The sequence below is a fragment of the Saccharopolyspora sp. SCSIO 74807 genome, assembly GCF_037023755.1.
Taxonomy (GTDB): Bacteria; Actinomycetota; Actinomycetes; order Mycobacteriales; family Pseudonocardiaceae; genus Saccharopolyspora_C; species Saccharopolyspora_C galaxeae.
In genome coordinates this window covers 252,609-264,380 of record NZ_CP146100.1, presented here as the reverse complement: position 1 = coordinate 264,380, position 11,772 = coordinate 252,609, and the positions used below count along the sequence as shown (strand labels likewise).

Annotated in this window: 9 protein-coding genes; 7 read left to right on the top strand and 2 right to left on the bottom strand. The window is 71.3% G+C overall.

Annotated features, from left to right (window positions below; genetic code table 11):
• Positions 1 to 33: 33 nt before the first annotated feature.
• Together V1457_RS01200 and V1457_RS01195 are read right to left on the bottom strand one after the other, a co-directional pair.
• The gene (locus tag V1457_RS01200; protein ID WP_200070151.1) at positions 34 to 1,131 is read right to left on the bottom strand and encodes a hypothetical protein; all 1,098 of its coding nucleotides are present in this window, start codon (positions 1,129 to 1,131) and stop codon (positions 34 to 36) included.
• Between the two features lie 82 nt (positions 1,132 to 1,213).
• Positions 1,214 to 1,498 carry a DUF2631 domain-containing protein gene (locus V1457_RS01195; RefSeq protein ID WP_200070150.1) on the bottom strand — a complete coding sequence of 95 codons (285 nt, stop codon included), beginning with the start codon at positions 1,496 to 1,498 and terminating at the stop codon, positions 1,214 to 1,216.
• A gap of 388 nt (positions 1,499 to 1,886) precedes the next feature.
• On the opposite strand from V1457_RS01195, the gene dxr reads away from it, so the two are divergent.
• The 7 genes from dxr (at position 1,887) to V1457_RS01160 (ending at position 11,767) form a co-directional block, all read left to right on the top strand.
• The gene (dxr, locus tag V1457_RS01190) at positions 1,887 to 3,203 is read left to right on the top strand and encodes a 1-deoxy-D-xylulose-5-phosphate reductoisomerase (protein WP_407074739.1); all 1,317 of its coding nucleotides are present in this window, start codon (positions 1,887 to 1,889) and stop codon (positions 3,201 to 3,203) included.
• The gene (locus V1457_RS01185; protein WP_295145049.1) at positions 3,204 to 4,487 is read left to right on the top strand and encodes an RIP metalloprotease; all 1,284 of its coding nucleotides are present in this window, start codon (positions 3,204 to 3,206) and stop codon (positions 4,485 to 4,487) included.
• 332 nt (positions 4,488 to 4,819) lie between these two features.
• Entirely contained in the window at positions 4,820 to 5,974 is a 1,155-nt protein-coding gene (ispG, locus tag V1457_RS01180; protein ID WP_295145052.1) for a flavodoxin-dependent (E)-4-hydroxy-3-methylbut-2-enyl-diphosphate synthase, read from the top strand.
• A gap of 285 nt (positions 5,975 to 6,259) precedes the next feature.
• A complete protein-coding gene (locus V1457_RS01175; protein ID WP_338599267.1) occupies positions 6,260 to 7,096 on the top strand; it encodes a GNAT family N-acetyltransferase in 837 nt (278 codons plus the stop codon).
• A 187-nt stretch (positions 7,097 to 7,283) separates the two neighbouring features.
• Entirely contained in the window at positions 7,284 to 9,113 is a 1,830-nt protein-coding gene (locus V1457_RS01170) for a penicillin-binding transpeptidase domain-containing protein (protein ID WP_307850022.1), read from the top strand.
• Positions 9,114 to 9,368: 255 nt separating this feature from the next.
• Complete coding sequence (gene map / locus V1457_RS01165; RefSeq protein ID WP_200070145.1) at positions 9,369 to 10,226, top strand: type I methionyl aminopeptidase; 858 nt, start codon at positions 9,369 to 9,371, stop codon at positions 10,224 to 10,226.
• The gene (locus V1457_RS01160) at positions 10,223 to 11,767 is read left to right on the top strand and encodes a cobyric acid synthase (protein WP_338599262.1); all 1,545 of its coding nucleotides are present in this window, start codon (positions 10,223 to 10,225) and stop codon (positions 11,765 to 11,767) included. Before map ends, V1457_RS01160 begins: the two co-directional genes overlap by 4 nt.
• The last annotated feature ends 5 nt before the right edge of the window (positions 11,768 to 11,772 follow it).

The window sequence follows — 11,772 nt, the reverse complement described above, 5'->3', positions numbered from 1 at the left end:
GCAAGGGGACACCACGTGACGGGATGATCGCGGTCAGCCGGGGCGAGCCGGGACGATCTCGCCCGCGGTGCCCAGCTGGGCCGGTGCCTCCGGTGGCCAGATGACGCGGCCGCCCGGCAGACCCGGTGCTGCGGCCGCCCACGGCACCGTGATCTCGCCGCGCGTCACGGCCTCGTGCAACCTGATCAGCACGCACAGCTCGTAGGCGACCCGCTCGATGCGGCCGCGCTCATCCACCAGCACCTCGCGCCAGCCGTGCGGGACGACGCCGCGCACCGGAATCTTCTGATCGGCGGAGTAGTAGCGGTCGTCGCCCCAAACCTGCGTGCCGCCGCCGAGCAGCTCTCCCAGCGCGGCCAGCAGGGGCCAGCAGCGGTCATCGGAGCAGCGGAACTCCAGTGCGCGCAGCAGCGGCTCGACCACCTGCCGGTAATCCGAGGAGTAGGAGGTGTGCAGCGCCGTGCGCGAGTTCCGGGCGCCTGCGCTCGCATCCGCCTCGCGCAGCAGGTCGCGCAGTCCGGGACCGATCGACGAGAAGCGCTCCGACCGCCCGTGCGCGGTCGAATCCACGAGCCGCAGCAAGACGCGCTCGCGGGACTCGGCACTTGTCCGGTGCAGCCGCGCGAGCGCGCGGGAATGCAGCTGTTCGATCATCGCCAGCAGCACGAGCAGCAGCTCCTGGGCGAGTTCCGCCTGCCTGCACCAGCACAGCGCGGCCAGCAGCGACAACCGCGCGGCGGCGGGTTCGAGGTGCAGGCCGGTCAGCGCCCGATGCCGCCAGCAATCGATCGTGGCGTCCGGCACGCCGTCGAACATTTCGTCCGGAAGCTCCAGCGCACGCAGCCGGTCGAGCCGTTCGACATCGCCGAACAGCGCGTTGAGCTGCTCCAGCCGCGGCGCGCCGTCCGATTCTCCGAGGAATCCCAGCGGCAGTTGCAGCGCGCGAAGCGCACTGAGGCGATCGAGTTCGTGGCAGAGCCCGCGTGGATCGACGCCCACCGGTGCGGCCAGCAGCGCGGGCGGCACCCGGTTCCGCGCGCGGGAACCGATCAGCCCGGCCAAGTTCTCCGCGGCCGGACCCAGTTGCTCCCGCACCCGCCGGTGCAGTTGTGCCTCCGGTATATCCCCCACGGGCCGAAAGCTAGTACTTGCCCGAGCTACCCGATCGGGCGACCACCTGCGGAGACGTCCGGGAAGCGCCGCGGAGGGCGGATCAGCGGCGCCAGGCGGTGCGCTTCCGGCGCAGGTCGAACAGCAGCCCGACCGCGACTCCCGCCGCCAGCACGATCAGCCAGATGTCCTCGGTCTTGAACCCGCTGCCGCCGCTGAGGATGCCCTGGTGGTTGCCGTGCAGCATGATCAGCAGCGCGAACACGGTGAACCAGCCCGCGACCTGGGTGGCCTTCGGAAAGCCGCCGTGCCAGCCCCACTCGGCCGACGGCTCGTCCGCCGGATCGACGTCCTGGCCGGGCTTGGTCTCGAGTTCCGTGCTCGCCACGTGGCCCTCCTGCGTCCCAACCGGCCACGAGGTCGGTTGCGCCTGCACCTGCACGCGACCCCTGGTCACGCGCGTTCATCTTCGCACACCGGGGCGAACGGCCGGGCGGCGCGGTGGCGGGAATCGCATCCGGGTCCGCGGAGGTCGGCGAAGGCTCGCCGCGGCTGACCCGAGCCCGGAAACAGCACTGCGGAACGGGAGCGAACCCGTTCCGCAGCGCCCTGGGAGTGGACCGGGGCGCAGCGCCCCAATCGGTCGGCGGCACGACGTCGCCGCACGACGTTCAGCCCGGTCATCGGCCGGACGACCGGGACTGACCCCCGCGATCCTGCCGCCGCGCGTGGCGTCGCGCACCGCGAGCGTCCGGCGCTCACCTGCTTCGGGGACAATGGCGGCGATGAACACCGCGACCCCCACTCCTGGCGAGCCGGCCAGCGCCCGCGGCGGCGCACCCGGCGGTCCGGCGGCAACGAGCGTGTCGGCGACGAACGAGCAGGGGGCGGGAGAGCCGCGCACCGTGCTCATCCTGGGCTCGACCGGCTCGATCGGCACCCAGGCGCTGGAGGTGATCCGGAACGATCCCGGCCGGTTCCGCGTAGCCGGCCTGGCCGCCGGCGGCAGCGACCCGGGCGCACTGGCCGCGCAAGCCCTGGAATTCGGGGTCGAAGCGGTCGCGGTTGGCAAGGGGACCGCGGCGGAGGACGTGCAGCTCGCGCTCTACGCCGAGGCGCAGCGGCTCGGCTACTCGACCGGCGAGTTCAAGCTGCCGCGGCTGCTGGCGGGCCCGGAGGCCGCCACCGAGATCGTGCGCAGCACCCCGGCCGACGTGGTGCTCAACGCGGTGGACGGGTCGCGGGGACTGGGCCCGACGCTGGCCGCGCTGGAGTCCGGCGCGAAGCTGGCACTGGCGAACAAGGAATCGCTGGTCGCGGGCGGCGCGCTGGTGCTGGCCGCGGCCGCGCCCGGGCAGATCGTGCCGGTGGACTCCGAGCACTCCGCGCTCGCGCAATGCCTGGTGGGCGGCCGGGGCCACGAGGTCGACAAGCTGGTGCTGACCGCCTCCGGCGGCCCGTTCCGCGGGAGCACCAAGGAAGACCTGGAGGGCGTCACGCTGCAGCAGGCGCTGGCGCACCCGACCTGGAACATGGGCGACGTCGTCACGATCAACTCGGCGACGCTGATGAACAAGGGCCTGGAACTGATCGAGGCGCACCTGTTGTTCGGCGTCGACTACGAGCGGATCGACGTGGTGGTGCACCCGCAGTCGATCGTGCACTCGATGGTGACGTTCGTGGACGGTTCCACGCTGGCGCAGGCCAGCCCGCCGAACATGCGGCTGCCGATCGCGCTGGGCCTGGACTGGCCGCGGCGGATCGCCGGGGCCGCGCCCGCGCTGTCGTTCACCGAAGCCTCCGCGTGGACGTTCGAGCCGCTGGACGACGACGTTTTCCCCGCGGTGTCGCTGGCCAGGCACGCGGGCAGCACCGGCGGTTGCCTGCCCGCCATCTACAACGCGGCCAACGAGGAAGCGCTGGCCGCGTTCGTCCGAGGTGACACCGGTTTCACGTCCATCGTGCAGACTGTCGAGCGGACGCTGGCCGCCGCCGACGACTGGCACGACGCGCCGCGCAGCGTCGAAGAGGTCTTCGCAGCCGAGGAGTGGGCGCGGATGAAGTCTCGCGAGCTGGTCGCGGAGGTGCGGTAAATGCTGATCGTCGTTGGCATCGTGATCTTCTTCTTCGGGCTGCTGCTGTCCATCGCCTGGCACGAGCTCGGGCACCTGCTCACCGCGAAGATGTTCGGCATCAAGGTCACGCAGTACATGGTCGGCTTCGGCCGGACCGTGTTCTCCCGCAAGCGCGGGGACACCGAGTACGGGGTGAAGCTGATCCCGCTGGGCGGCTACATCCGGATGATCGGCATGTTCCCGCCGAAGCGGGACGAGGAGTACGGGCGCACCGCATCGTCCTCGCCGTGGCGCGCGATGATCGAGGACGCGCGCGAGGCGGACGCCGAAGAGGTTCCGCCGCAGGACGCGCACCGGCAGATGTACCAGCGCAAGCCGTGGAAGCGGATCATCGTGATGGCCGCGGGACCGTTCATGAACCTGATCCTCGCGGTGGCCATCTTCGCCGGGATCCTGATGGGCTACGGCACTCCGCAGCCGACGACCACCGTCAACACGGTCAGCGAGTGCGTGGTGGCCGCGGACACCAAGGACACCGGCAGCTGCCCGCCCGGCGCTCCGCCGTCCCCGGCGGCCGCCGCCGGGTTCCAGCAGGGCGACAAGATCGTCGAGTTCAACGGCCGCCGCTACGACTCGTGGAACCAGTTGCAGCTCGCGATCCGCGAGTCCTCCGGCTCCGTCCCGGTGGTCGTGGAGCGCGGCGGGCAAGAGGTGCCGCTGCGGGCGAACCTCATCCAGGACGAGCGGCCGTCGCTGCGGAACCCGGACGAGACCGAGCGGGTCGGGTTCCTCGGGCTCTCACCCACGCAGGTCTACGTGCGCCAGGACGTCGGCGGGGTGGCGCGCACCATCGGCGGGTTCGTGACCCTCACCGCGCAGAAGGTCGTGGAGCTGCCGCAGCGCGTTCCCGGCCTGGTCAGCGCGATCGGCGGCGAGGAGCGGTCGAAGGATTCCCCGGTGGGGATCGTGGGTGCGAGCAGGCTCGGCGGCGAGGTGCTGTCGATGGACCAGGCCCCGGTGGGCGCCCGGCTGATCATCCTGCTGCAGCTGCTGGCCGCGGTGAACCTCTCGCTGTTCGTGATGAACATGCTGCCGGTGCTGCCGCTGGACGGTGGGCACATCGCGGGTGCGCTGTGGGAGTCGATCCGGCGCGGGTTGGCGAAGCTGGTTCGCAAGCCCGACCCGGGTCCGTTCGACACGGCGCGGCTGATGCCGCTGGCCTACGGCGTGACGCTGGTGTTCATCGCCTACTCGTTGCTGGTGCTGGTCGCCGACGTGGTCAATCCGGTCACGTTCCTCTAGCGCGGAGGCCGCTGTTCACGCGCGGACAACGGCGGGTGAACAGCGCGTCTCCGCAGGCGGGCGGGCCACTGACGGAGCAATGTCGATCACTGCCGGTGATCAAATCAGTGCCGAACCTTGCCCAGCCGGGTGAGAGACGATCGGTATCGTGGGAGCGGGACGGCTCCGCCGTCACCGGCCGGCCGGGAGCATCGCGGCCCCGGCGGACAGCCGGTCCCGGCGCAGTCGCCGGCACCGGCAGGCGCAGCCCATCGGTGGCTACCGGCCCCGCGAAACCGGCCCGTGAGGGCGGAACCAGTCAGCGCACCCGTCGTAGAGGTGGAGAGGAATCGATGACCGTCGACCTGGGAATGCCCGGCGCTCCGGACCCGGTGCTGGCCGAACGGCGCAAGACCCGCCAGTTGCAGGTCGGCGCGGTCGGGGTGGGCAGTGAACACCCCATCTCCGTGCAGAGCATGACCACCACCAACACCACCGACATCAACGGCACGCTGCAGCAGATCGCCGAGCTCACCGCCTCGGGCTGCGACATCGTCCGGGTGGCCTGCCCCAGCGCCGACGACGCCGAAGCGCTGCCCGCGATCGCGCAGAAGTCCAAGATCCCGGTCATCGCCGACATCCACTTCCAGCCCAAGTACGTCTTCGCCGCGATCGAGGCGGGCTGCGCGGGCGTGCGGGTCAACCCGGGCAACATCCGCAAGTTCGACGACCAGGTCAAGGAGATCGCGCACGCCGCGAAGGACCACGGCACGCCGATCCGGATCGGGGTCAACGCCGGCTCGCTGGACCCGCGGCTGATGAAGAAGTACGGCAAGGCGGTGCCCGAGGCGCTGGCCGAGTCGGCGCTGTGGGAGGCGAGCCTGTTCGCCGAGCACGACTTCAACGACATCAAGATCTCGGTCAAGCACAACGACCCGGTCGTGATGGTGCGCGCCTACGAGATCCTCGCCGAGCAGTGCGACTACCCGCTGCACCTGGGTGTGACCGAGGCCGGTCCGGCGTTCCAGGGCACCGTGAAGTCCGCGGTGGCCTTCGGCGCGCTGCTGCGCCAGGGCATCGGCGACACCATCCGGGTCTCGCTGTCCGCGCCGCCGGTCGAGGAGGTCAAGGTCGGCGCGCAGATCCTGCAGTCGCTGAACCTGCGCCCGCGCAAGCTGGAGATCGTCTCCTGCCCGTCCTGCGGCCGCGCGCAGGTCGACGTCTACAAGCTCGCCGACGAGGTCACCGCGGGCCTGGAAGGCATGGAGGTGCCGCTGCGGGTGGCCGTGATGGGCTGCGTCGTCAACGGGCCGGGCGAGGCCAGGGAGGCCGACCTCGGGGTGGCCTCCGGCAACGGCAAGGGCCAGATCTTCGTCAAGGGCGAGGTCATCAAGACCGTGCCGGAGGCGAAGATCGTGGAGACGTTGATCGAAGAGGCGCAGCGCATCGCCGAGGACATGGAGGAGACTCCGGAAGGCGAAGGCGACCCGGTCGTCACCGTCGGTTGATCGCGCGGCTGCGCGGACATCGCCCGCGGACATTGCCGCACGGCCCCGCCGAGGTGCATTGCTCGGCGGGGCCGTTCCGTTGCGCTGGTTTTTGAACCGGTCGCTGGAGCAATTCGCCGTCGCGGTGACGCCGATCGATCGAACGTGGGTGGCGACACGGACGGTGGCGACTGCTGCGCGTGCAGTCGGCCGCACCTGCGCCGGTCGGCTGATCCACGTTCGGATTGCGCTGCGCACACCGGGTAGGGGAGCCGGGACGCGGGGTCTTCTGGCACTCTTTTAGCCGTGCTCAAGCTCGTCGGTGCCCGCCTGTTGGAGGACCGGGACGCGGCCAGTGTCCACACGGCGCTGGCGCGGGACCCGGTCGCGGCCTGCATGGTCGCTTCCCGCGTGGAAGCCGCCGGGCTGCGGCCGAGCCGGTTGGGCGGTGAGGTCTGGGGCTACGGCAGCGGGCTGGACGGGCTGTGCTTCTCCGGGGTCAACCTCATCCCGCTGGCTGGCGGCCCGGAGGCGATGCGCGCGTTCGCCGATCGGGTGCTGCGGCGCCGCCGGGTGTGCTCGTCGCTGGTCGGCCCGTCCGAGCAGGTGCTGGCGCTGTGGGACGAGCTCGCCGGGCAGTGGGGCCCCGCGCGCGAGGTGCGTGAGCAGCAGCCGCTGATGGTGCTGTCCGGCCCGCCGCTGGTGCGACCGGATCCGCTGGTCCGGCAGGTGCGCCCGGAGGAGCTGGACCGGTACCTGCCCGCGGCGGTGGCGATGTTCACCGAGGAGGTCGGCGTCGACCCCTCCCGCGACGGCGGCGCCGCGGGCTACCGGGCGCGCGTTGCGGAGCTGATCGCCGCCGGTCGCGCGTTCGCCCGGTTCGACGGCGGTGAGGTCGTGTTCAAGGCCGAGATCGGGGCGATGTCCCGCTCGGTCGGGCAGATCCAGGGCGTGTGGGTGCATCCGGACCGGCGCAGCTCGGGGCTCGGCACCGCGGGAACGGCGGCCATCGCGGACCGCCTCGTGCGCGGTCTGGGGCGCACCGCGAGCCTGTACGTGAACGGCTTCAACGTCTCCGCGAGGGTGGCCTACGGCAAGGTGGGCTTCCACCAACTGGGCACGTTCAGCACGGTGCTGTTCTGAATCCTTTCTTCCGCGGGAGACCCCGCACCAAGGCGTACCGGCGGGTGCTGTGCTGCGCCGTTCGGCCCAGGCGAAGCGGGAGTGCCCGGCGACGATCGGCTCAACGCCTGCGGCCGGTGCCGGGACCGGATGATCTGACGGTGGGTGGGCGCCCGGAACGGTCGTACCCCTTCGGCATACTTCCCACGTGATTTCCTCCCGGATCTTCTACCCGCGGACCTCGCGAGCCGTGACCGCACTGGCCGGGCTGGCGCTGGCGGTGCCCCTCGCGGGCTGCGGCGCGTTCGACTCCGGCCCGTCCGCCCATGACGTCGCCACGTCGTTCCTCGGATCGCTCTCGGCCGGGGACGCCGCGGCCGCCGCGGGGCGCACCGACGCGCCGGGACAGGCGCAGCAGACGCTTGAACGCTCGTGGACCAACTTGCACCCGCAGGGCGTGCGGACCGAGGTGCGCAACGTGAGCGAAGGCGAGGGCCCGAACCCCGCCTCGGTCAAGTTCTACGCGACCTGGGACCTCGGCGGCGGCCGGGTTTTCGAGTACGAGGGCCACATGCGCCTCGCCGACACCGACCAGGGCTACAAGGTGCACTGGGAGCCGTCGGTGCTGCACCCCAAGCTCGGGCCGGGCCAGGCGCTGACGCTCAACGAGCAGCCGCCGCAGCCCGAGCCGGTGCTCGACCGCGACGGCAAGCCGTTGATGACCCCGGAGCAGATCGTCAACGTCAACCTGGACCCGCAGGCGGCCGGGGACCTGCCCGGCGTGGCCGCGCAGCTCGCGGACGGCATCAAGCCGGTGGAGCCGGAGATCTCCCAGCAGTCCATCTTGGACGGTGCCGCGAAGACCAAGCCCGGGCAGCCGTACTCGGTGATCTCGTTGCGGCAGGCCGACTACGAGCGGGTGCGCCCGGCGATCTACGACCTGCCCGGGGTGCAGTTCCCGGCCAAGCAGCAGCTGGTGACCCCGGAACGCGGCTACGCCTCGCAGGTGCTCTCCGGTGTGTCCAAGCAGGCCGACGAGCAGGTCAAGGCGGGCACCGGTTGGAGCGTGGCGACCGCGAACGCGGACGGCGCCCCCGCCCAGGTGCTCCAGGAGCAAGCGCCGAAACCGGTCGCGCAGGTGAGCACCACGCTCAGCGATCAGGTGCAGCGGGCCGCCGAGCAGGCGGTGCAGCCGGTGCCGCAGGCCGCGATGGTCGTGGCGATGCGGCCGTCCAACGGCGACGTGCTGGCGGTGGCGCAGAACGACCCGGCCGACGCGCAGGGTTCGCTCGCGCTGACCGGCCAGTTCCCGCCCGGCTCCACGTTCAAGATCGCCACCGCGGCGGCCGGGCTGGAAACCGGCAAGGTGACCAAGGACCAGCCGGTGGACTGCCCGGCGAGCAAGGTCTTCGACGGCCGCACGGTGCCGAACGACAAGAACTTCGCGCTCGGCATGGTGCCGCTGCACACCGCCTTCGCCAAGTCCTGCAACACCACGTTCGCGCAGCTGGCCGTGGACATGCCCGCGCAGACGCTGACGAACACGGCCCAGCAGCTCGGCGTCGGCGTGGACTTCGTGATGCCGGGTGCCACCACGATCACCGGACAGGCCCCGCCCGGGCAGAACATCACCGGCCGCGCGTCCAACGGTTTCGGGCAGGGGCAGGTGCTTACCAGCCCGTTCGGGATGGCGCTGGCCTCGGCCAGCGTGGCGAACGGTTCGATGCCCACGCCGAAGCTGATCCAGGGCGAGCAGACTAAGGCCGATTCGACTCCGCAGCCGCTGTCGCCGCAGACGGTGGAGCAGCTGCGGCCGATGATGCGCGAGGTCGTCACCGACGGGACGGCCAAGGGCGTCGCAGGTGCCGGTGAGGTGTTCGGCAAGACCGGCACGGCGCAGTTCGGCGACGGCACGCACTCGCACGGCTGGTTCGTCGGCTACCGCGGCGACATGGCCTTCGCGGTGCTGCTGACCGACGCGGGCTCCTCCACCCCCGCGGTGGACGTGGCGAACAACTTCCTGACCAACACCCCTTGATCCGCTAGCACTTCCCCAGGAGTGAACGGACCGTTCGCCCCAATAGCCTGGTCGAACGGTCCGTTCACGCAGTGCTCCTGCCGGGAGTGAACGGCCTGTTCGTCCCACTAGATTGGTCGAACGGTCCGTTCGCTCAGTGCTCCGTTCGCTTGGGAGAGCGCCAGGGGTGCCCGGCGCTGCCCGGGCGAACGGTCCGTTCACCCGGTGCGCCCCCGGCCGCCACCGGGCCGTGACCGCACGTTCTAGAGTGAGGACATGCCGGTACGAGCCCCGTTGCAGCCAGGAGTGCAGACCCCCCGTCGGCCGGTGCCGGCGTCGATCCAGCGCCCCGAGTACGTCGACAAACCCGCTCCGCAGCGCAACACCGACCCGGACGTGCAGCCGCCCGAGGTCATCGCCGCGATGCGGGAGTCCTGCAAGCTCGCCGCGCAGGCGCTCGAAGAGGCGGGCAAGGCCGTGCAGCCGGGCGCGACCACCGACCAGGTGGACGAGGCGGTGCACCGGTTCTTCGTCGACCACGGCGCCTACCCGTCCACGCTGGGCTACCGCGGTTTCCCGAAGTCCTGCTGCACCTCGCTGAACGAGGTGATCTGCCACGGCATCCCGGACTCGACGGTGATCGAGGACGGCGACATCGTGAACGTCGACGTCACCGGCTACATCGGCGGCGTGCACGGCGACACCAACGCCACCTTCCTGGCAGGCGACGTCTCCGAGGAGGCGAAGCTGCTGGTCGAGCGCACCCACGAGGCCACGATGCGCGGCATCCGCGCGGCCAAGCCGGGGCGCCAGCTCAACGTCATCGGCCGGGTCATCGAGTCCTACGCGAAGCGCTTCGGCTACGGCGTGGTGCGCGACTTCACCGGGCACGGCATCGGGCGCGCGTTCCACAGCGGCCTGGTGGTGCTGCACTACGACGAGCCGTCGGTGCAGACCGTGCTGGAACCGGGCATGACGTTCACCATCGAGCCGATGATCACCCTCGGCACCCACGAGTACGACATGTGGGACGACGAGTGGACGGTGACCACCCGGGACAAGAGCTGGACCGCCCAGTTCGAGCACACCATCCTGATCACCGAGGACGGCAACGAGATCCTCACCCTGCCGTGAGCGGGCTGCTGGTCGCCGGGACCACCTCGGACGCGGGCAAGAGCGTCGTGGTCGCCGGGATCTGCCGGTGGCTGGCCCGCGCCGGGGCCCGGGTGGCGCCGTTCAAGGCGCAGAACATGTCGAACAACTCGGTGGTGTGCCCGGACGGCGGCGAGATCGGCCGGGCGCAGGCCGTGCAGTCCGCGGCCTGCGGGCTGGAGCCGTCGGTGCGCTACAACCCGGTGCTGCTCAAGCCGGGCGGCGACCGGAGTTCGCAGGTCGTGGTGCTGGGCCGGGCGGACGGTTCGGTGACCGCGCTGTCCTACCGGCAGCGCAAGGCCGCGCTGCTGGAAACCGTGGCGGCGACGCTGGAGCAGCTGCGCGGCGAGTACGACCACGTCATCTGCGAAGGCGCCGGCTCGCCCGCGGAGATCAACCTGCGGGCCACCGACATCGCGAACATGGGCTTGGCCCGGGCCGCGGAACTACCGGTGCTGGTGGTCGGCGACATCGACCGCGGCGGGGTGTTCGCCTCGCTCTACGGCACCTTGGCGCTGCTGGACGCCGCCGATCAAGCGCTGGTCAGCGGGTTCGTGATCAACAAGTTCCGGGGCGATCCGGCGCTGCTGGAACCCGGTCTGGAACAGGTGCGGGCGCTGACCGGCCGTCCGGTGCAGGGCGTGCTGCCGTGGGCCGAGGAGTTGTGGCTGGACGCGGAGGATTCGCTGTCCTACGTGGCCGACGGTGTCGTCGGCAGGCCGCAGCCGCCGCGCGGTGACCAGTGGCTGCGGGTCGCGGTGCCGAAGCTGCCGCGCATCTCCAACGCCACCGACATCGAGGCGCTGGCCGCGGAGCCGGGGGTGGCCGTCCGGTTCGTCACCGAGCCTTCGCGGCTCACCGACGCGGATCTGGTCGTGCTGCCCGGGTCGAAGGCGACCGTCGAGGACCTGGCTTGGCTGCACCGCACCGGCCTGGCCGACGCGGTGCTCGCGCACGCGCGGGCGGGACTGCCGGTCTTCGGCATCTGCGGCGGTTTCCAGATGCTGTCGGGGCGCATCGTCGACGAGGTCGAATCCGGTGGGGGAGTAGTCGACGGCCTCGGCCTGCTGGACCTGGAGATCGAGTTCGCGCCGGAGAAGACGCTGCGGCGGCCCGCGGGCACCGCGTTCGGCGAACCCGTTTCCGGCTACGAGATCCACCACGGCCTGCCGGTGCGCAGGGGCGACGCGCTGGAACCGCTGTTGACCTCGGACGAAGGTGTTCCGGAGGGCGCGTTGGCCGGGTCGGTCGGCGGCACGCACTGGCACGGGCTGTTCGAGAACGACGCGTTCCGCCGCCGGTTCCTCGCGTTCGCGGCCGAGCGGTCCGGCCGGGACGGGTTCGCCGTCGCCGCGGGCACCTCGTTCGCCGCGCTGCGCGAAGCCCAGCTCGACCTGCTCGGCGATCTGGTCGAGCGGCACCTGGACACCGGTGCGCTGCGCAAGCTGCTCGACGGCGGTGCGCCCGCCGGGATGCCGGTGATCGGACCGAATGCGGTGCCGGGAGGATCTCCACGGGCGTAGCGTCT

Coding starts and splice junctions, on each gene's coding strand:
- dxr (WP_407074739.1), top strand. CDS start 1,887: ATGGCGGCGATGAACACCGCGACCCCCACTCCTGGCGAGCCGGCCAGC.
- V1457_RS01185 (WP_295145049.1), top strand. CDS start 3,204: ATGCTGATCGTCGTTGGCATCGTGATCTTCTTCTTCGGGCTGCTGCTG.
- ispG (WP_295145052.1), top strand. CDS start 4,820: ATGACCGTCGACCTGGGAATGCCCGGCGCTCCGGACCCGGTGCTGGCC.
- map (WP_200070145.1), top strand. CDS start 9,369: ATGCCGGTACGAGCCCCGTTGCAGCCAGGAGTGCAGACCCCCCGTCGG.